15 protein-coding genes are annotated in these 20,306 nt (G+C 72.8%); 10 read left to right on the top strand and 5 right to left on the bottom strand.

Annotated elements, in window-relative coordinates; all coding sequences use genetic code 11:
- Positions 1-22 precede the first annotated feature (22 nt).
- Genes AC07F3_RS29835 through AC07F3_RS29825 form a run of 3 tightly spaced genes read left to right on the top strand, consistent with a single transcriptional unit; the run spans position 23 to position 3,389 of the window.
- Positions 23-1,555, top strand: a complete 1,533-nt coding sequence (locus AC07F3_RS29835) for a flavin-containing monooxygenase (protein WP_479117517.1) — start codon at positions 23-25, stop codon at positions 1,553-1,555.
- The gene (locus AC07F3_RS29830; RefSeq protein ID WP_479117516.1) at positions 1,552-2,499 is read left to right on the top strand and encodes an alpha/beta fold hydrolase; all 948 of its coding nucleotides are present in this window, start codon (positions 1,552-1,554) and stop codon (positions 2,497-2,499) included. The genes AC07F3_RS29835 and AC07F3_RS29830 overlap by 4 nt, the downstream gene beginning before the upstream one ends.
- Positions 2,496-3,389 carry an SDR family oxidoreductase gene (locus AC07F3_RS29825; RefSeq protein ID WP_479117515.1) on the top strand — a complete coding sequence of 298 codons (894 nt, stop codon included), beginning with the start codon at positions 2,496-2,498 and terminating at the stop codon, positions 3,387-3,389. The genes AC07F3_RS29830 and AC07F3_RS29825 overlap by 4 nt, the downstream gene beginning before the upstream one ends.
- Before the next feature lie 219 nt (positions 3,390-3,608).
- On the opposite strand, the gene AC07F3_RS29820 is transcribed toward AC07F3_RS29825, so the two are convergent.
- Positions 3,609-6,872: a S41 family peptidase gene (locus AC07F3_RS29820; protein WP_479117514.1), complete on the bottom strand. Its 3,264-nt coding sequence runs from the start codon at positions 6,870-6,872 to the stop codon at positions 3,609-3,611.
- A 154-nt stretch (positions 6,873-7,026) separates the two neighbouring features.
- Here AC07F3_RS29820 and AC07F3_RS29815 point away from each other — a divergent pair, with 154 nt between their 5' ends.
- Together AC07F3_RS29815 and AC07F3_RS29810 are read left to right on the top strand one after the other, a co-directional pair.
- Positions 7,027-7,602, top strand: coding sequence for a TetR/AcrR family transcriptional regulator (locus tag AC07F3_RS29815; protein WP_479117513.1), 576 nt, complete (start codon positions 7,027-7,029; stop codon positions 7,600-7,602).
- 118 nt (positions 7,603-7,720) lie between these two features.
- Positions 7,721-9,952, top strand: coding sequence for an MMPL family transporter (locus tag AC07F3_RS29810; RefSeq protein WP_479117512.1), 2,232 nt, complete (start codon positions 7,721-7,723; stop codon positions 9,950-9,952).
- A gap of 156 nt (positions 9,953-10,108) precedes the next feature.
- Here AC07F3_RS29810 and AC07F3_RS29805 read toward each other — a convergent pair whose 3' ends face one another.
- A complete protein-coding gene (locus AC07F3_RS29805) occupies positions 10,109-10,513 on the bottom strand; it encodes an SsgA family sporulation/cell division regulator (protein WP_479117511.1) in 405 nt (134 codons plus the stop codon).
- Between the two features lie 211 nt (positions 10,514-10,724).
- Between AC07F3_RS29805 and AC07F3_RS29800 the strand changes: the two genes are divergently transcribed.
- From AC07F3_RS29800 to AC07F3_RS29780, 5 genes are all read left to right on the top strand, one after another.
- A complete protein-coding gene (locus AC07F3_RS29800) occupies positions 10,725-11,783 on the top strand; it encodes an energy-coupling factor ABC transporter permease (RefSeq protein ID WP_479117510.1) in 1,059 nt (352 codons plus the stop codon).
- 1 nt (position 11,784) lies between these two features.
- Positions 11,785-12,546: a cobalt ECF transporter T component CbiQ gene (cbiQ, locus tag AC07F3_RS29795; RefSeq protein WP_479117509.1), complete on the top strand. Its 762-nt coding sequence runs from the start codon at positions 11,785-11,787 to the stop codon at positions 12,544-12,546.
- On the top strand, positions 12,543-13,310 hold the full coding sequence (locus AC07F3_RS29790; RefSeq protein WP_479117508.1) for an energy-coupling factor ABC transporter ATP-binding protein: 768 nt from the start codon (positions 12,543-12,545) through the stop codon (positions 13,308-13,310). The genes cbiQ and AC07F3_RS29790 overlap by 4 nt, the downstream gene beginning before the upstream one ends.
- Positions 13,311-13,663: 353 nt before the next feature.
- A complete protein-coding gene (locus AC07F3_RS29785) occupies positions 13,664-14,827 on the top strand; it encodes a serine hydrolase domain-containing protein (RefSeq protein WP_479117637.1) in 1,164 nt (387 codons plus the stop codon).
- Positions 14,824-15,618: an SDR family NAD(P)-dependent oxidoreductase gene (locus AC07F3_RS29780; protein WP_479117507.1), complete on the top strand. Its 795-nt coding sequence runs from the start codon at positions 14,824-14,826 to the stop codon at positions 15,616-15,618. The genes AC07F3_RS29785 and AC07F3_RS29780 overlap by 4 nt, the downstream gene beginning before the upstream one ends.
- An 85-nt stretch (positions 15,619-15,703) precedes the next feature.
- Here AC07F3_RS29780 and AC07F3_RS29775 read toward each other — a convergent pair whose 3' ends face one another.
- The 3 genes from AC07F3_RS29775 to AC07F3_RS29765 all read right to left on the bottom strand — a co-directional run bounded on the left by AC07F3_RS29775 (position 15,704) and on the right by AC07F3_RS29765 (position 20,233).
- Positions 15,704-16,549, bottom strand: a complete 846-nt coding sequence (locus AC07F3_RS29775; protein ID WP_479117506.1) for an EamA family transporter — start codon at positions 16,547-16,549, stop codon at positions 15,704-15,706.
- A 106-nt stretch (positions 16,550-16,655) separates the two neighbouring features.
- Positions 16,656-18,281 carry a penicillin-binding transpeptidase domain-containing protein gene (locus AC07F3_RS29770; protein ID WP_479117505.1) on the bottom strand — a complete coding sequence of 542 codons (1,626 nt, stop codon included), beginning with the start codon at positions 18,279-18,281 and terminating at the stop codon, positions 16,656-16,658.
- A gap of 134 nt (positions 18,282-18,415) precedes the next feature.
- The gene (locus AC07F3_RS29765) at positions 18,416-20,233 is read right to left on the bottom strand and encodes a dolichyl-phosphate-mannose--protein mannosyltransferase (protein ID WP_479117504.1); all 1,818 of its coding nucleotides are present in this window, start codon (positions 20,231-20,233) and stop codon (positions 18,416-18,418) included.
- Positions 20,234-20,306 lie beyond the last annotated feature (73 nt).

The following is a 20,306-nucleotide window of genomic DNA, read 5'->3' as shown; positions in this document are numbered from 1 at the left end:
ACCGATCGTGGAGGCGGGTGGCATGGCCCAGCGCGAGCATGTACGTGTGGCGGTGGTCGGGTCGGGGTTCGGCGGGCTCGGGGCGGCGGTCCGGCTGCGCCGCGAGGGGATCACCGACTTCGTCGTCCTGGAGCGGGCAGGCTCCGTCGGCGGCACCTGGCGCGACAACAGCTACCCCGGGTGCGCCTGCGACGTACCCTCCCACCTCTACTCCTTCTCCTTCGCGCCCAACCCCGACTGGCCCCGCACCTTCTCCGGGCAGGAGCACATCCGCGCCTATCTGGAGCACGTCGCCGACGTCTTCGGGCTGCGGCCCCACATCCGCCTCGACCACGAGGTGATGATGATGCGCTGGGACGCCGAGCGGCTGTGGTGGGAGATCGAGGTCGGCAACGGGGCCACGCTCACCGCCGACGTCGTCGTCTCGGCCACCGGGCCGCTCTCCGATCCCAAGATGCCCCAGATCCCCGGGCTCGCCTCCTTCCCCGGCAAGGTGTTCCACTCCGCGCGCTGGGACCACGACTACGACCTGCGCGGCAAGCGCGTCGCCATGGTCGGCACGGGCGCCTCGGCGATCCAGATCGTGCCCTCCATCCAGCCCGAGGTCGGGCGGCTCACTCTCTTCCAGCGGACGCCGCCCTGGGTCATGCCGCGCATGGACCGCGCGATCACCCCGGTCGAGCGCTGGCTGCACCGACAGCTCCCCTTCACCGGCGCCGCCCGGCGCGGACTCCTGTGGGGGATAAGGGAGTTGCAGGTCAGCGCGTTCACCAAGCGGCCCAACGAGCTCGGGCTCGTCGAGTCCATCGCCAAGTCCAACATGGCCCGCGCCATCAAGGACCCGCAGCTGCGGGCCCGGCTGACACCCGACTACCGGATCGGCTGCAAGCGGATCCTGCTGTCCAGCTCGTACTATCCGGCGCTCGCCGAGCCCAACGTGGACGTCGTCGCCTCCGGCCTCGCCGAGGTGCGCGGCTCCACGGTCGTGGCCGCCGACGGCACCGAGGCCGAGGTCGACGCGATCATCTTCGGCACCGGGTTCCACGTCACGGACATGCCGATCGCCGACCGCGTCGTCGGCGCGGAGGGGCACACGCTCGCCGAGTCGTGGAAGGACGGCATGCGGTCGCTGCGCGGGGCGACCGCGGCCGGGTTCCCCAACTGGATGACCATCATCGGGCCCAACACCGGCCTCGGGAACTCCTCCATGATCTTGATGATCGAGTCCCAGCTCAATTACCTGGCCGACTACCTGCGCCAGCTGAACGTGCTCGGCGGCCGGGTCGCGCTCGCCGCCCGGCCCTCCGCCGTCGGCGCCTGGAACCGGCGGGTGCAGGAACGCATGAAGCGCACCGTGTGGAACACCGGCGGCTGCACCAGCTGGTACCTCGACGCGGCCGGCCGCAACACCACGGTCTGGCCGGGCACCACCGGCGAGTTCCGCCGCGCGACCCGCGAGGTGGACCTGGCGGAGTACGAGGTCGTACGCGCCCGGGCGGCCGGGGCCGAGTCCGCCCTCGACGCCGCGGGCGAGGAAGCGGCGGTGTCCGCGTGAGCCGGGCCGGGGCCGCACGGCACGGGGCGTACGCGCCGCCCGCGGGCGGGCGCGAGCTGAGCGCCGTGTCCGCCGACGGCACCGCGCTGCACGTCGAGGTGCACGGGCCCGCGGACGCGCCCGCCGTCGTCCTCGCGCACGGCTGGACCTGCTCGACCGCGTTCTGGGCCGCCCAGATCCGGGCGCTGGCCGGTCAGTGCCGGGTCATCGCCTACGACCAGCGCGGCCACGGGCGTACGGCCGCCTTCGAGGTCTGCTCCACCGAGGTGCTCGCCGACGACCTCGAAGCGGTGCTCGGCGCGACGCTCGCGCCCGGGGAGCGGGCGGTGCTCGCCGGGCACTCCATGGGCGGCATGACCCTCATGGCGGCCGCCGGGCGGCCCGCTCTGCGCGAGCACGCGGCGGCCGTCCTGCTGTGCAGCACGGGCGCCTCGCGCCTGGTCGCCGAGTCCCGGGTGGTGCCGCTGCGGGCCGGGCGGCTGCGGACCGGTCTCACCCGGCGCGTCCTGGGATCGGGGGCCCCGCTCGGCCCCGTCACCCCGCTCGCCCGGAAGGTCCTGCGGTACGCGACGATGGGACCCGGGGCGGCTCCCGACAAGGTCGACGCGTGCGCCCGCATCGTGCACGCGTGCCCGCGCGGGGTGCGCCAGGCCTGGTCGCACGTGCTCGCCGAGCTCGAACTCGGCCTGCTGGTACGGAAGTTGGACATGCCCACCGCCGTCGTGGCGGGCAGCGCGGACCGGCTCACCCCGCCGGTGCACGCCCGCCGGATCGCGGCCGGACTGCCCGACTGCCGCTCGCTCGACGTGCTCACCGGCGTCGGGCACATGACGCCCATCGAGGCGCCCGAGTTCATCACCGAGAAGATCCGCGCGCTGGTGGCCACGCATCTCGTCGCCCCGGCCGCCGCCACCGCCACCGCAGCCGAGGAGCGTGCCGTATGAGCAGGGTCAGTCTGGAAGGGCAGGTCGCGGTCGTCACCGGCGCCGCGCGGGGCGTCGGGGAACTCCTCGCCCGCAAGCTGTCGGCGCGCGGCGCCAAGGTCGCCCTCGTCGGCCTCGAACCCGACGAGCTGAAGCAGGTCGCGGCCCGGCTGCACAGCGAGGCCGAGTCCTGGTACGCGGACGTCACCGACCACGCGGCGATGGCGCGGGTCGCGGGCGAGGTCAAGGAGCGGTTCGGGAAGGTCGACATCGTCGTCGCCAACGCGGGCGTCGCCTCCGGCGGGCCCTTCGTCGACTCCGACCCCGACGCCTGGCGCCGGGTCATCGAGGTCAACCTGATCGGCGGGGCCGTCACCGCGCGCGCCTTCCTGCCCGTCCTGATGGAGTCGCGCGGGTACTTCCTCCAGATCGCCTCCCTCGCCGCGATCACGCCCGCGCCGATGATGACGGCGTACTGCGCCTCCAAGTCCGGGGTCGAGGCGTTCGCGCACAGCCTGCGCGCGGAGGTGGGCTACAAGGGGGTGCGGGTCGGGGTCGGGTACCTGTCGTGGACCGACACGGACATGGTGCGGGGGGCGGACCAGGACGACGTCATGCGCGAGCTGCGCTCGCGGCTGCCCTGGCCCTCCAACCGGACGTATCCGCTCGGGCCGGCCGTCGACCGGATCGTCGCCGGGATCGAGCGGCGGTCGTCGCACGTGTACGCGCAGTGGTGGTTGCGGGGGATGCAGTCCGTGCGGGGGTACCTGCCGGGGGTCATCGGAGCGGTGGGGGCGCGGGAGATGCGGCGGTTCGAGCCGCGGCTCTCCGGGGTGGGGCGGGGGCTTGTGGGGGCGGGGGGTGCGGCCGATGAGGCGGCCCGGTCTCTCCCCACCCCGCCCCTTCCCTAGACCCTCCGGGGGTGAAGGGCGTTCCTGGGGCTCCGCCCCAGACCCCGTATCGCGCCTGAACGGCGCTCGTCCTCAAACGCCGGACGGGCTGAGGGTGCCTGTGCGGGCCAGCACGACCCTGCTAGGGCCCCTGGGGCTCCGCCCCAGACCCCGGTTCGCGCCTGAACGGTGTTCGTCCTCAGACGCCGGACGGGCTGAGGGTGCCCATGCCGGGCAGGGTTACAAGGGCTGCTCCCTCGGGGGCAGTTTGGGGCGTTGGCGGTTGGGGGTGGTGGTGTAGCCGGGGGGGAGGGAGGCGGGGTGGAGGTGGAGGAGGTCCAGGGCGAGGCGGACCGCGTCGTCGAGCTGGGCGTGGCGGCCCTCCGCCCAGTCCAGCGGCGTGCGCAGGATCTCCAGGTCCGGCTCGACCCCGTGGTTCTCCACGGACCACCCGTACTCGTCGAACCACGCCGCGTTCATCGGCACGGTGATCACCGTGCCGTCGCCCAGGGTGTGACGGCCCGTCATGCCGACCACGCCGCCCCAGGTGCGCTGGCCCACCACCGGGCCCAGCTTCAGGAGCCGGAAGGCCGCGGTGATCATGTCACCGTCCGAGGAGGTCGCCTCGTCGGCGAGGGCGACCACCGGGCCCCGGGGGGCGTTGGAGGCGTACGAGACCGGCTGCGCGTTGCGGGTGAGGTCCCAGCCGAGGATGCGGCGGGTCAGCTTCTCCACCACCAGCTCGCTGATGTGGCCGCCCGCGTTGCCGCGTACGTCCACGATCAGCGCCGGGCGGCTCACCTCAAGGCGCAGGTCGCGGTTGAACTGGGCCCAGCCCGAGCCGCCCATGTCGGGGATGTGGAGATAGCCGCACTTGCCGCCGCTCAACTCCCGTACCACCTCGCGGCGTTTGGCCACCCAGTCCTGGTAGCGCAGGGGCCGCTCGTCCACCAGCGGGACCACCGCCACCCGGCGCGCCCGGCCCTCGCCCTCGGCGGGCTGGAAGGTCAGCTCGACCGTGGTGCCGCCCGCGCCCGCGAGGAGCGGGTAGGGGCCCGTGACCGGGTCGACGGGGCGGCCGTCGACGTGGGTGAGGACCGCGCCCTCGCGGATGCCCGCGCCCGCCAGGGGTGAGCGCGCCTTGGAGTCGGAGGAGTCGCCGGGCAGGATGCGCCGGATCTGCCAACTCCCGTCCCGGCAGACCAGGTTGGCGCCGAGCAGGCCCTGGGCGCGCTGGTAGTGCGGGGGTCCCTCGTTGCGGCGGGCGGCGGTGACATAGGCGTGCGAGGTGCCCAGTTCGCCGAGGACCTCGCGCAGCAGGTCCGCGAACTCGTCGGGGGACGCGACCCGTTCGACCAGCGGCCGGTACTGGTCGAGGACCGCCGACCAGTCGATGCCGCACATCTGCGGTTCCCAGAAGTAGGAGCGGATGATGCGGCCCGCCTCGTCGTAGGCCTGGCGCCACTCCAGGGCCGGGTCGACGTCGTGCAGGATGCGGCGCAGGTCGAGGTAGACCGTCGAGTCGTTGTCGCCCGACTCGGTGGAGGGGACCGCGCGCAGCTCCCCCTCGTCCACGACCACCAGGCGGCTGCCGTCGCCGCTGACCGCGAAGTAGTCGAGGTGCTCGACCAGTTCGGTCCTGCGGGCCTTGGAGATGTTGAAGTGCTCCAGGGTGGGGCGGCCCGAGGTGTCGGCCGGGTTGGCGAAGGTCTCGCCGAGGGCGCCCGAGATGGGCCAGCGCAGCCAGACCAGACCGCCGCCGGAGACCGGGTACAGGGCGGAGTACTTGGAGGCCGAGACCGGGAACGGGGTGACCCGGCTCTCCAGGCCCTCCACCTCGACCGTCACCGTGCCGTCGGCCGAGTCGTCCAGCGGGTCAAGGCCGCCCGCCGCGGGCCGCCCGTCCGGGGAGAGCGCGAACGGGGACGGCGTCGCCGAGTTGAGCGGTACGAGGTAGGGGCGGCAGCCCAGCGGGAAGGAGAGGTCGCCGGTGTGCACGTCGTACACCGGGTCGAAGCCGCGCCAGGACAGGAACGCCAGATAGCGGCCGTCGCTGGTGAACACCGGGTTCTCGTCCTCGAAGCGGCCGTTGGTGACGTCCACGACGGTGCGGGCGCCGGGCCCCGCGATGCGGGCCATCTTGATCTGCCGCAGCGAGCGGCCGATGCCCGGGTGCGACCAGGTCAGCCAGGCCCCGTCGGGGGAGAAGGCGAGGTCGCGGACCGGTCCGTTGAGCGAGGTGATGAGCTCGGTGACCTCGCCGGTGGACTCCTCCGTCACGTCGAGGAGCAGCAGGCGGCCGTCGTTCGAGGCGATCGCCAGCCGTTCGCCGTCGGGGTCGGACACCATCTCCTGCACCCGGCCGAGCTCGCCCGCCGCCAGCCGCCGCGGCGCGCGCTCACCGCTGGCGCGCGGCAGGAAGGCGATCTCGACCGCGTCCTCGCCGTCCGCGTCCGTGATGTAGGCGACCTGGCCGCCGCTGCCCAGCATCTCGGGCAGCCGGACCCGGACCCCCGGGGTGTCGGCGATGGTGCGGGCCGGGCCGTCGCGGTGGGTGAGCCAGTACAGGCTGCCGCGCACCACGACGGCGCTGGCCCGGCCGGTGGTGTCGACGGACAGCGCGTCCACGTGGTTGGCGGCCGGGACCTGGTAGCTGCGCCGCCCCGCGCGCGGCCCGCCCAGGCGTACGTCCAGCTTGCGCGGGACCGAGTCGGGGGTGAGGGCGTCGACGATCCACAGGTCGCCCGCGCACTGGTAGACGACCCGGCGGCCGTCGCTGGAGGCGTGCCGGGCGTAGAAGGAGTCGTGGTCGGTGTGCCGGGTCAGGTCGCCGCCGTCGGGCCGGCAGGAGTACAGGTTGCCGACGCCCTCGTGGTCGGAGAGGAAGGCGATGCGGCCGTCCACGAACATCGGCGAGTCCAGGTGGCCGCCGATGTCGGCGAGCAGCCGTTCGCCGTGCAGCCACAGCCGGCCGGTGGCCCCGCCCCGGTAGCGCTTCCAGGCGGCCGGCTCGTGCGGCGGCTTTCCGGTGAGCAGCAGGGTGCGCCGCTCGCCGTCCACATCGGTGACGGCGATGTCGGAGACCGGGCCCCAGGGGAGCTTTCCGCCGGGGGAGCCGTCGGTGGGCACGCTGTAGGCCCAGGAGAAGTACGAGAACGGCTGCCCGTGCGAGGACACCGCGAGGATGTGGCCGTCGGGCGTCCAGCCGCACACCCGGGTGTCGGAGGACCCCCAGTACCCGATCCGGCGGGCCGGGCCGCCGCTCACCGGGGCCAGATGGATCTCCGGGTCGAGGCTGCGCCAGGTCGTGTACGCGATCTGGCTGCCGTCGGGCGAGAAGCGGGGGTGGCCGACCTTGGTGCGGTCGACGGTGACCCGCCAGGCGCGCGAGGGGCTGTGCCCGGCGGGCACCAGCGGGGCGACCCAGAGGTCGTCCTCGGCGGCGAAGCAGAGCAAGTCGTCGTGCAGATGCGGGAACCGGAGGTACGCGGCGTCGTCACTCACCCCCCAATGCTTTCCGCGCGAGGGGGCCGCGGCAACTCGTAGGAGCGCTTTATTCCGTTCCGACACCTGTGGTCGACGACACAAGCGAAACGATTTCGTTTCGCTTGTGGGCGGGGTTACCTTCGTACGGTACGCACAGGAAAGGAGGTCGATCATGGCAGGCAGGCTCACCCCGGAACGCGAGGCCGAGCTCCACGAAGCCGTGCTCGACCTGCTGCGCGAGGTCGGTTACGACGCCCTCACCATGGACGCCGTCGCCACCCGCACCCGATCCAGCAAGGCCACCCTCTACCGCCAGTGGGGGAGCAAGCCGGAGCTGGTGGCGCGCGCCCTGCGGCACAACAAGCCGGTCTCTCTCGCCGAGATCGACACCGGCTCGTTGCGCGGCGACTTCCAGGCGATGGTCGCCCGTGAGGACGACTGTCAGATGGAGAAGGACTCCGCGCTGATGCGGGGTCTGATGCGGGCCGTCCACGACCATCCCGAACTCCACCAGGCGCTGCGCGAAGTGCTGATCGAGCCGGAGATCACCGGCCTCGACACGGTGCTGCGGCGCGCGGTGGAACGCGGCGAGGTCAGAGCGGACAACCGCGCGCTCCCCTATGTCGTACACATGATGGTCGGCGCCTTCGCCGCCCGGCAGTTCATCGAGGACCGGCCGGTCGACCAGGCCTTCCTCGCCGACTACTTCGACGCCGTGGTCCTCCCCGCCCTCGGCGACCCCCGCTAGGCACCCCGCCCGGCCTCCCCGCGCAGTACCCGCCCCACCTGACGCACGCCGCTCTCGTCGTCGGGCTGATTCCCCATGCCCTGCTGGTTCCATACGACTTGACCGGGAGTACGCCCTCGTGGCCACGTTCCTCTACCGCCTAGGCAGGTTCGCCTTCCGGCGCCGCCGCTACGTCGCCCTGGTGTGGGTGGCGCTGCTCGCCCTCGCCGGGTTCGGCGCAGCCTCCGCCACCACCGCCACCTCCTCCTCGTTCTCGATCCCGGGCACCGAGGCGCAGCGCGCCTTCGACCTGCTCAAGGAGCGGTTCCCGAACGCGACCGCGGACGGCGCCACCGCCCGGATCGTCTTCAAGGCGCCCGAAGGCCAGAAGATGGCCGACCCCGCCAACAAGGCCGCGGTCGAGAAGACCGTCGCGGGCCTGAAGGCGGGCTCCGACCAGATCGCCTCGGTGACCGACCCGTTCACCGCCCACGCCGTCTCGCAGAACGGCCAGGGTCCCATCGCGTACGTCCAGGTGTCGTACAAGGCCAACGCGATGCAGCTCACCGACGACACCCGCGACGCGCTCAAGAAGAGCGGTGACGCGGCGAAGGCGTCCGGGCTCACGGTGGAGATCGGCGGTGACGCGCTCCAGGCCATGCCGGAGACCGGCTCGGGCGAGATCATCGGCGTGGTCATCGCGGGCCTCGTCCTGGTGATCACCTTCGGCTCGCTGGTGGCGGCGGGGCTTCCGCTGCTCACCGCGCTCATCGGCGTCGGCATCGGCGTCTCCACCATCACGGCGCTGGCCAACGTGCTCGACCTCGGGTCCACCACGTCCACGCTCGCGATGATGATCGGGCTCGCGGTCGGCATCGACTACGCGCTGTTCATCGTCTCCCGCTACCGGGCCGAGCTCGCCGAGGGCCGGGAGCGCGAGGAGGCCGCCGGACGGGCCGTGGGCACGGCCGGATCCGCCGTGGTGTTCGCCGGTCTGACCGTGGTCATCGCGCTGGTCGGCCTCGCCGTCGTCAACATCCCGATGCTCACCAAGATGGGCGCGGCCGCGGCCGGCACGGTCGTCATCGCCGTCCTCATCGCGCTCACCCTCATCCCCGCGCTGCTCGGCTTCGCCGGCAAGCGCGTGCTCGGCCGCAAGGCGCGCAAGACGCATGTGCAGGGCGAGAAGACCGCCGAGGGCAAGCCGAACATGGGCACCCGCTGGGCGAGCTTCGTGCTGCGCAAGCCGGTGTGGGTGCTGCTCGTCGGCGTCATCGGCCTGGGCGCGATCGCGCTGCCCGCGAGCTCGCTCCAGATGGGCCTGCCCGACGACGGCTCGCAGCCCACCTCCACCACCCAGCGCCGCGCCTACGACACGCTGTCGGAGGGCTTCGGTCCCGGCTTCAACGGGCCGCTCATGGTTGTCGTCGACGGCAAGGGCAGCAAGGACCCGCAGGCCGCGGCCGACAAGACGGTCGACGCGATCAAGAAGCTGCCGGACGTCGGTCCGGTGATGCCCCCGATGTTCAACAAGGACACCGGCAACGACACCGCGACCATCACGGTCATACCGAAGTCCAAGCCGTCCTCCACCCAGACCGAGGACCTGGTCCACTCGATCCGGGACACCGGCAGCACGCTCAAGGCCGACACCGGGGCCAAGCTCCTGGTGACCGGTTCCACCGCGATGAACATCGACTTCTCGCAGAAGATGAACGACGCCCTGCTGCCCTACCTGGCCCTGGTCGTCGGTCTCGCCTTCCTGCTCCTGATGGTGGTCTTCCGCTCGGTCCTGGTCCCGCTGAAGGCGGCCCTCGGCTTCCTGCTCTCGGTGGTCGCGGCCCTCGGCGCGGTCGTCGCGGTCTTCCAGTGGGGCTGGCTCGGCTCGCTGTTCGGCGTGCAGCAGACCGGCCCGATCATGTCCATGATGCCGATCTTCATGGTGGGCGTGGTCTTCGGTCTCGCGATGGACTACGAGGTCTTCCTGGTCACGCGGATGCGCGAGGCGTACGTCCACGGCGAGCGGCCGGGGCAGGCGATCGTCACCGGGTTCAAGCACGGCGCCCGGGTGGTGACGGCCGCCGCCGTCATCATGATCGCGGTCTTCTCCGGCTTCATCGGCTCCAGCGAGCAAATGATCAAGATGATCGGCTTCGGCCTCGCGATCGCGGTCTTCTTCGACGCGTTCATCGTCCGCATGGCGATCGTGCCCGCGGTGCTGGCGCTGCTCGGCGCGAAGGCCTGGTGGCTGCCGCGCTGGCTGGACCGGGTGCTGCCGAACGTCGACGTCGAGGGCGAGGGCCTGCGCCGGCACCAGGACGCCGAGCGCGACGGCGACCTGGACGACCGCCCCGAGCTGGCGCGGGTCTGACCCCGCCTCCCCGAACGCCGGGACCCGAGCTGAGCGGCCGAGGGTCCCGGCCCGACGCCAACGGCCTGTGGGGACGGGACCGCTGGCGCCCCCCGGCCCCCCGTGCGCACCGCGCACGGGGGGCCGGCGCGTGTGCGGGGGCGCGGGCGGCGGGCCTCAGCGGTGGCGGCCCGCAGGGGACGGGGCCGCCCGGGCGTCGGTCGCGTACGTGTGGCGCAGGAAGCGGACCAGGGGCGAGCTGTCGAACTGCACCACCGCGACCCCCTGGGGCGAGTGGAACTCCAGGACCGTCTGGGCCCGGCCGCAGGGCCACACCTCCACGTCGCCGCGGCGGGCGGGGGCCCGCAGGCCCGACTCCAGGAGGTCGCGCGGGAAGAGCCACTCGTTGCCGCCGGGGAAGGCGAAGCAGACCGTGCCGGGGGCGTCGGCCGGGTCGTAGCGCAGGGCCACCGGGACGGGGTTGGAGAGCGGGGCGTCAGTGACGACCCGGGCCCGGGCGTGGTCCTCGACGGAGCGGCGGTCGGCGTGGTCCTCGGCGTGGTCCTCATCGGCGGCGGACATCGGTCGCTCCTCACGCTGGGTGCTGAATGAATACCGGGTCGCGCTATTTGCTATCAAATGTCCCATATTTTTCAGGTAAACCCCCAGTGAGTCGGCTTGCCATCTGATGCTTGACCGCTCTTGCAAGGAGTTCGCAACAGGGCACTATCATCAAACGGTTCTGCGCATGCCGCGCAGGGAAGAGGGCGCCACGGGAAAACGGAGTCCACCCATGCACGTACCCGATGGATTCATCAACGCACCTGTATCGGCCGTCACAGGCGTCGTCGCCGCGGCGGCCGTCGCCGTCAGCCTGCGCGGGGCGCGCCGCGAGCTGGACGAGAAGACGGCGCCGCTCGCCGGGCTCGTCGCCGCGTTCATCTTCGCCGTGCAGATGCTGAACTTCCCCGTCGCGGCCGGCACCAGCGGGCATCTGCTCGGCGGCGCGCTCGCCGCGATCCTGGTCGGGCCGTACACCGGCGTGCTGTGCGTGTCCGTGGTCCTGCTCATGCAGGGCATCCTCTTCGCCGACGGCGGCCTCACCGCGCTCGGCGTCAACATCACCGACATGGCGATCACCACGACCGTCGTCGCCCACGTCCTGTTCCGCACCCTGGTGAAGGTGCTGCCCCGCACCCGCCGCTCGGTGACCGCCGCCTCCTTCGTGGCCGCGCTCCTCTCCGTCCCGGCCGCCGCCCTCGTCTTCACCGCGATCTACGCGCTCGGCGGCACCACCGACGTGCCGATCACCAAGGTGCTCACCGCGATGGTCGGCGTGCACCTCCTCATCGGCATCGGCGAGGCCGTCATCACCGCGCTCACCGTGGGCGCCGTCATCGCCGTACGCCCCGACCTCGTGCACGGGGCCCGCGGCCTGACCGCGCCGCTCAAGCTGCGGGTCGGCGGCGCGCTCGTCGATGCCCCGGCCGCCCCGGCCGCGGCCCGCGCCAAGACGCGCACCGGGTCGACGAAGAAGGTGTGGGGCATCGGCATCGTCACCGCGCTGGTGCTCGCCGGATTCGTCTCCTTCTACGCCTCCGCCAGCCCCGACGGCCTGGAGAAGGTCGCCCACGACAAGGGCATCGACGCCAAGACCACGCAGCACGCCAGCTCCGACTCGCCGCTCGCCGACTACTCCGTCAAGGACGTGCGCGACGCGCGCCTGTCCGGCGGCCTGGCCGGAGTGATCGGCGTGGGCGTCACGGTGGCCGTGGGCAGCGGCGTGTTCTGGGCGGTGCGCCGCCGCCGTACGCAGGAGCCCGCACCCGAGCGCTCCCCGGAAGCCGTCTGACATGGGCGCGGGCCACTCCCACCGGCTCTACCGGCACGGCCGCTCGCCCGTCCACGAGCTGCCCCCGCACTGCAAGCTCGCCGCGGTGTTCCTGTTCGTGGTCGTCGTGGTGTCCACGCCCCGCGAGGCGATGTGGGCCTTCGCGCTGTACGCGGTGCTGCTGGGCCTCGTCGCGCGCGCGGCCCGCCTCCCGGCCGGGTACCTGCTCAAGCGGCTGCTCATCGAGGTCCCGTTCGTGGCGTTCGCCGTGCTCATGCCGTTCGTCGTGCCCGGCGAGCAGGTGCACGCGCTCGGACTCTCCCTCAGCGAGAACGGGCTCTGGGGCGCCTGGAACGTCCTGGCCAAGGGCACCCTCGGCGTGGCCGCCTCCGTGATCCTCGCCTCCACCACCGAACTGCGCGCCCTGCTGCTCGGCCTCCAGCGCCTCAAGCTGCCGCCGCTCCTCGTCCAGATCGCGTCCTTCATGATCCGGTACGGGGACGTGATCACCGACGAGATGCGGCGGATGTCCATCGCCCGCCGCTCGCGCGGTTTCGAGGCGCGCGGGGTGCGCTCCTGGGGGGTCCTCGCCAAGTCGGCCGGGGCGCTGTTCATCCGCTCCTACGAACGCGGCGAACGCGTCCATCTCGCGATGGTCAGCCGCGGCTACGCCGGGGCCATGCCGGTGATCGACGAGGTGACGGCGACCCGCGCGCAGTGGACGCGGGCCGTCGCCCTCCCCGTGACGGCGCTCGCCGTCTGTCTGCTTGGGTGGATCCTGTGACTGCCGTGAACGTCCCCTCGCTCGAAGTGTCCGGGCTCGCCTTCGCCTACCCCGACGGCCACCAGGCGCTGTTCGGCGTCGACCTGACCGTGGCGCGCGGCGAGCGGGTCGCGCTGCTCGGACCCAACGGCGCGGGCAAGACCACGCTGGTGCTCCACCTCAACGGCATCCTCGAAGGCGGCGCCGGCTCCGTGACGGTCGCCGGGCTGCCGGTCGCCAAGCGCAACCTCGCCGAGATCCGGCGCCGGGTCGGCATCGTCTTCCAGGACCCCGACGACCAGCTCTTCATGCCGACCGTCCGCGAGGACGTCGCCTTCGGCCCGGCGGCGTCCGGGGTGCGCGGGGCGGAACTGGAGGAGCGGGTGCGCGACGCGCTCGCCCGGGTCGGGATGGCCGAGTACGCCGACCGGCCGCCGCACCACCTGTCCTTCGGGCAGCGGCGCCGGGTCGCCGTCGCGACGGTGCTCGCGATGTCGCCGGAGATCCTCGTCCTGGACGAGCCCTCCTCCAACCTCGACCCCGCCTCGCGGCGCGAACTCGCGGACATTCTGCGGGGGTTGGACGTCACGGTGCTCATGGTCACGCATGATCTGCCGTACGCGCTGGAGTTGTGCGGGCGGGCGGTGATCCTCAGTGAGGGGGTCATCTCGGCGGACGGGCCCACGGTGGACATCCTGTCCGACGAGGCCCTCATGCGTGCGCACCGCCTTGAACTGCCGTTCGGCTTCGACCCGTCGTCGGCCCCGCTCCCCACCCCCAACTGACCCAGCACCCTTTTCGCGCAGTTCCCCGCGCCCCTGACCCCGCTTTCGGCTCGCGGCCGTGCGGGGTTGCTCGCGCAGTTCCCCGCGCCCCTTGAACCCCCTTCGATCCGCGGACCGTGCTCGCTTCTCGCGCAGTTCCCCGCGCCCCTAAGCAGCACCGGTGCTGGTCAGCATCAGCATCCTCAGCCCGTCCGGCGATTGAGGACGAGCGCCGTTCAGGCGCGATCGGGGTCTGGGGCGGAGCCCCAGGGGCTTCACGGGGGTCCCGGGGCTGGGGCGGAGCCCCAGGGGATGGGGGTCGGGCACCATGGTGGGGGGCGTCAGGGTGGCGCCCGGGCAGCGTGGGGAGACGGATCGTGGTCGACGTACAGGGCGCCGTGGCACCGGGCTACGAACCGGTGAAGGACGCCTTCGTGCGCAACTTCGAGCAGCGGGGCGAACACGGCGCGGCCGTGGCCGTCTACCGGGACGGGCACAAGGTCGTCGACCTGTGGGCCGGCACGAAGGACGTGGACGGCCCCGCCCCCTGGGCGCTGGACACCGCCCAGATCGTCCGCTCGGCCACCAAGGGCGTGGCCGCCGCCGTCCCCCTCCTCCTGCACCAGCGCGGCCGCCTGGACCTGGACGCCCCCGTGTCGACGTACTGGCCCGAGTTCAAGGCCCGCGGCAAGGAGCGCACCCTGGTGCGGCACCTGCTCGCGCACCGGGCCGGGGTGCCCGCCCTGGACGCCCTGCTGACCCCCGCCCAGGCCGCCGACGGCGAGTCGGGCCCGGCCGCGGTGGCCGCGCAGGCGCCGTTCTGGGAGCCCGGCACCGCGCACGGCTACCACGCGCAGACCTACAGCTGGCTGCTCGGCGAGCTGGTGCGGCGGGTCACCGGACGCACCATCGGCCGCTGGGTCGCCGAGGAGATGGCCGGGCCGCTCGGCCTGGACTTCTGGCTGGGCGTGCCGGACACCGAGGCGCACCGGGTGGGCCGGGTCGGCCCGGTGGAGGCGCCCGAGGGCGAGGGCGGGCTGCGGCTCCGGCCCAAGCGCGCCGTCGCGCAGGCCTACCAGGACCCGCACTCGCTGACCCGGCGCGCGTTCGGCGCGATCGACCCGCTGCCGGACGAGAACGACCCCGCCTACCGCCGCGCCGAACTCCCCGCCTCCGCGGGCGTCTCCACCGCCCGCGCGCTGGCCCGCTTCTACGCCTCGACCATCGGTGAAGTGGACGGCGGGAAGCGGCTGTTCGCGCCCGCCACGCTCACCCTGGCCCGTACCGAGGAGAGCGCGGGCCCGGACCGGGTGCTGGTCGTGAACACCCGCTTCGGGCTCGGCTACATGCTGCACGGCCCGGCGTCGCCGCTGCTCGCACCCGGATCCTTCGGCCACCCCGGCCGCGGCGGCTCGCTGGGCTTCGCCGATCCCGAGTCGGGGATCGCGTTCGGCTACGTGACCAACGGGCTCCAGAAGGGCGTCACCGCCGATCCCCGTACCCAGGCCCTGGTGCGGGCGCTACGTTCGACCGTATGACGCAACCTCAGACGGCCACGACCGCGGCGCGCTTCGCGGGACACACGGCACTGATCACCGGAGCGGGACGCGGCATCGGCGCCGCCGTCGCGCGCAGACTGACCGCCGAGGGGGCCCAAGTCCTGGTCGCCGACGTCGACTTGGAGCGCGCGAAGGCCACCGCCGCTGAGCTGGAGGGCGCCGTCGCCCGGCACTGCGACGTGTCCGACCGGGCTTCGGTGGAGTCCGCGGTCGCCTGCGCCGTCGAGGAGTTCGGCCGGCTCGACGTCCTGGTCAACAACGCCTACTCGTGCAGCCCGGACGCCGAGCGCTTCGAGGACGAGGACGACGAGGAGTGGGCCCGCGACCTCGACATCAGCCTCACCGGCGCCTTCCGGTGCGCCCGCGCCGCCCTTCCGCACCTGGCCGCCTCCGGCCGGGGCGCGATCGTCAGCATCGGCTCGGTCAACGGCGCCCAGGACTTCGGCAACCACGCCTACAGCGCCGCCAAGGCGGGCCTCGCCTCGCTGACCCGTACGCTCGCCGGGGACGCGGCACCGCGCGGGGTCCGGGTCAACCTCGTACAGCCCGGCACCGTCCGCACCCCCGCCTGGGACGGCCGCGAGGACCGGCTGGACCGGTTCGCCGAGGTGTATCCGCTCGGCCGGGTCGGCGAGCCCGAGGACATCGCGGCGGCCGTCGCCTTCCTCGCCTCCGCCGACGCGTCCTGGATCACCGGCACCACCCTGCGCGTGGACGGCGGGCTGCTCGCCGTGAACACGGCGTTCCAGCGACTGGCCCACGGCGAGTGAGGCCCGCGGCCGCGTGAGGGGCGGCCCTCACTCCCCGTGGCCCCGGGAGCCAGGGGTCATCCCCTGCGGCCCCGGGGGCCGGGGGTCAACCCGCCCGCAGCATCAGGCCGATGCCCACCACCAGGAGGCCCGCCGCGGCGATCCGCGGGGCGCCGAAGCGCTCCTTGAAGAAGACGGCGCCGATCGCCGCGCCCACGATGATCGACGATTCGCGCAGCGCCGCGACCGGGGCCAGCGGCGCCCTGGTCTGCGCCCACAGGACGAGCCCGTACGCGGCGACCGAGAGCGCCGCCCCGAGCAGCCCGCGGACCGCGAACGGGCGCAGCTGAGCGGCCAGTCGGGGGCCCAGGCGGTACAGGGCGTAGGCGGGAACGGCCAGGCCCTCCAGGAGCATCAGCCAGGCGATGTAGCCGAAGGAGGAGCCCGAGGCGCGCACCCCGACGCCGTCCACGACGGTGTACCCGGCGATCGCGAGGCCGGTGGCGAGCGCGGCGAGGATGGCCGGCCAGTTCGGCCGCGAGCCGCGGATGCCCCACAGGGCGACCCCGACCAGGCCCGCGCAGGCGACCGCCACCCCCGCCGCCTGCCAGGCGTTCGGCGTCTCGTGCACGAACACGGCGGCGAGCACGGTGACCACCAGCGGGGCCGTGCCGCGCGCGATCGGGTACATCTGCCCGAAGTCGCCCAGCGTGAACGACCGCATGAGCAGCAGCATGTAGCCGACGTGCAGCGCCGCCGAGACCAGCAGATACGGCCAGGCCCCGGCGGCGGGCACCGGCACGAACGGCAGCGCGAGCAGCCCCATCAGCGCGCCGCCGCCCGATATCAGGGTGAACGAGAGCAGCTGGTCCTTGAGGTGGTGGGCGAGCGCGTTCCAGCCGGCGTGCGTAAGAGCCGCGAGCAGCACGGCGCAGGTGACGGTCAGGGTCACGGGCGCCGCCCCCTCGGGCCGTACGGGCCGTGCGGGTCGGACGGGTCGTACGGAGTGTTCATGGCCCGCACGCTAGTGGTAGGTGTACGGGCCATGCGAGACGGTTTCAGCCGGCGCGCAGGACCTGCGCGACGATGGGCCCGGCCGCGGTGCCGCCGTGACCGCCGGACTGCACCAGGGCGGCGGCCGCGAGGTCGTCGCTGTACCCGGTGAACCAGCTGTCCGACTTGTTCTGTCCGTCCCTCTCCGCGGAGCCGGTCTTGGCGCCCTTGGCGCCGCCGACGCCCGCCATGGCCTCGGTCGCCGTCCCGTAGGAGGCGGTCGCGGTGATGTGCATCATCTCGCGCAGCTGGGCGGCGATGCCCGACGGCAGCGGCGCGGCCTGGGCGAGCGCGCGGCCGTCCAGCGACTGCGGCACCAGGACGGGCTGGCGGAAGCGGCCCGACTGCGCGGTCGCCGCGATCGAGGCCATGTCGAGCGGGCTCATCTGCACCTTGCCCTGACCGATGTACGCCGCCGCCGTCTCGGCGCCGGCCGAGGCGGGCACGCTGCCGTCGAAGGACGGAACGCCGATCTTCCAGTCCTGGCCGATGCCGAAGTAGTTGGCCGCGACGCGCCCCAGCGCGCCGTCGTCGTTCACGTCGTCGACGAGCTTGATGAAGGCGGTGTTGCAGGAGCGGGCGAAGCTCTTGGAGAAGGGCTGGCCGTCCATCGAGAAGTTGTCCAGGTTGTGGAAGGTGACGCCCTGCCACATCGCGTTCGCCGGGCACTCGGCCGGCTTGTCCGCGGCGGCCTTGCCCTTCTCGATCAGCATCGCCGAGGTGACGATCTTCATCGTGGAGCCGGGCGCGACCCGGCCCTGGAGCGAGGCCGGGAACTTGTCGGCGCGGTTGTCCGCCACCGCCCGGATCTCGCCGGTGCTCGGCCTGACGGCGACCACCGACGACTCCCCGAAGCCCTTGACCGCCTTCTCCGCGGCGGCCTGCACGTCCGCGTCGAGCGTCGTCCTCAGCTTGCCCGGGGTGCCCTTCTGGAGCGTGAGCAGGGTGCGGGCCGGGGTGCCGTTGCCCTGGATCTGGAGCTCGACGCCCGGCGTGCCGTCCACCTTGGCGCCGTACTTCTCGCGCAGCCCGTCCAGGATCGCGCCCAGCGAGGGGTACTGCTCCTTGGTCAGCGGGCGGTCCTTGTGGTCGACGGCCTGGATCTCGGGATTCTGCGCCTTGTCGGTCACCAGGCGCTCGTCCTTCTTCAGCTGCGGGTACAGCACCGCGGGCTGCCAGTCGACCAGCGCCTTGTGCGTGGACTGGCCGCGTACGACGGTCAGTTGGGAGGCGTAGGACAGCGGAGCCGTCTTTCCCTCGAAGGAGACGTCGGCCTTCACCGTGTACGGGACGACCGCCCCGTTCGGCGCGCCCGCGGTGGCGGTCACGTTGGTGATGTGGGCCTGGTCGCGGAAGCCGGTCAGCGCGGTCGACGCAGCCTGCTGGTTGTTGGTCAGGGCGGCGGCCCCCGCCGCGTCGCCCTTCGCCCACGCCGCGAGGAAGCCGGTGGCGGTCTCCTTGATCTCGTCCGTGCCCGGCGGTCCGGTGCGCGCGGGCGCGCCCTGCGTGTGCGTACCGCCGGGCCCCTTGTCGTCACCCCCGCCCAGCAGCGTGTAGCCCCCGTACGCGACGCCTCCGGCGGCCACCACGAACACCCCGCCCACGATGGCGACCTTCGCTCCACTGCGCATCCCGCAGTTCCCCTCCCCAGGAGTCCCCCGAACCCTTTGAACGTGTTCAAGGAGTTACTTGGGAGGGACTCTACGGGACGGCAGTGACAGGGGGGCCGGCAGTTGTCCGAACGGTTACCGGAACGCGACCGGCGTCACACCCAGGTGTCCAGCCACATCCGGTTGCGCCAGGAGTCCAGCGGAATCGCCGTGCCCGTGTAGATCGGCCAGAAGTACACGAAGTTCCACACGATCAGCAGGACGAGCACACCCGCCGCGATGGCGCCCACCGCACGGCGCCGCTCCCCTTGGGCGAGCCCCGGCTCCCCGGGTGCGGCCGCGCCGCCCGCCGGTTGCGGCGGCCCGATGATCGCGCCGATCATCATCGCCACCGCCAGACACAGGAACGGCACGAACACGACCGCGTAGAAGAAGAAGATCGTCCGCTCCTGGTACAGGAACCAGGGCAGGTACCCGGCCGCGATGCCGCACGCGATGGCGCCCGCCCGCCAGTCGCGCCGGAAGATCCAGCGCCACAGGACGTACCCGATCGCGAAGCAGGCGGCCCACCACAGCAGCGGGGTCCCGAGCGCGAGGACCTCGGCGGCGCACTTGCCGCTCGTGTTCGCGGGGCACCCGGCGGTGCCGGGGCTCGGGCTCTCGTAGTAGTACGAGACGGGCCGGCCCAGGACCAGCCAGCTCCACGGGTTCGACTGGTAGGTGTGGCCCTCGGTCAGGCCCACGTGGAAGCTGTAGACCTCGGTCTCGTAGTGCCAGAAGCTGCGCAGCGAGGCCGGCACCCAGCTCAGGTCGAACTGCGGCAGGTGGTTGACGGTGCCGATGACCGGCAGCTTGACGTGGTCGGGGGACAGGCCCGCCCGGCCGTCCGCCCAGTGCCGCCCGTACCCCTTGTCGGTGACGAACCAGCCCGTCCACGACACCATGTACGTGACGATCGCGACCGGCACCGTGGACAGGAACGCCCAGAACGCGTCCCGGCGCAGCACCGCCCGGTAGGGGCTGACCGCGCCCGCGGTGCGCCGGGCGCCCGCGTCCCACAGCACGGCCATCACGCAGAAGAAGACCAGGATGTAGAGGCCGTTCCACTTGGTGCCGCAGGCCAGGCCCAGCATGATCCCGGCCCCGATCCGCCAGGGCCGCAGGCCGAACCGCAAGGTGGCCGCGATCTGCGCGTCCGGCCGCAGCTGCCCGTCCTCGCCCTCGGGCAGCGCGGCGGCCAGCTTCGCCCGCGTACGGTCGCGGTCGACCAGCAGGCAGCCGAAGGCGGCCAGGACGAAGAACATCAGGACCGTGTCGAGCAGCGCGGTGCGGCTCATCACGAAGTGCAGCCCGTCGACCGCGAGCAGCGCGCCCGCCAGGCACCCCAGGAACGTGGAGCGGAACAACCGGCGCCCGATCCGGCAGAGCAGCAGCACCGACAGGGTGCCGAGCACCGCGACCATGAACCGCCAGCCGAACGGCGTGAAGCCGAACATCTTCTCGCCGATGCCGATGAGGTACTTGCCGACCGGCGGATGCACCACATAGCCCGGCGCGGTCGGCACCGCGATGAGGTCCGGGTTGGCCAGGATCGACTTGTCGATGTCCTTGGGCCAGTCGCCCTCGTAGCCGTGGTTGATGAGCGCCCAGGCGTCCTTGGCGTAGTACGTCTCGTCGAATATCACCGCGTGCGGGGCGCCCAGGTGCCAGAACCGCATGAGCCCGGCGACCAGCGTCACCAGGAGCGGTCCCGCCCACGCCGACCAGCGCACGATCCGCGCCGCCCACAGCGGGGGGATGCCGAGCACCGTCCACAGCTGCCCGGACGGCCGGGTGAACGGAGGCACCAGGCGCTCGCGCAGCCCGGTTCTCGGCCGCGCGACATGGCCGAACCGGCGCATGCGGTGCTGCCAGGAGGGCGGCTCGTCCCCGGCTTCGTGGCCCGGCAGGGTCTGTGGCGCAGTACTGGTCACCGCGCCATCGTAGGGAACTCCCCCATGGGAGTCCCGTGGCCGGGCCCGGCGGCCGGGGCCTCGGCGGGCTGCG

This window comes from Streptomyces sp. NPDC045846 (assembly GCF_056431605.1).
The sequence above is the reverse complement of the archived record's forward strand: the minus strand, read 5'-3'. Positions and strand labels throughout refer to the sequence as shown.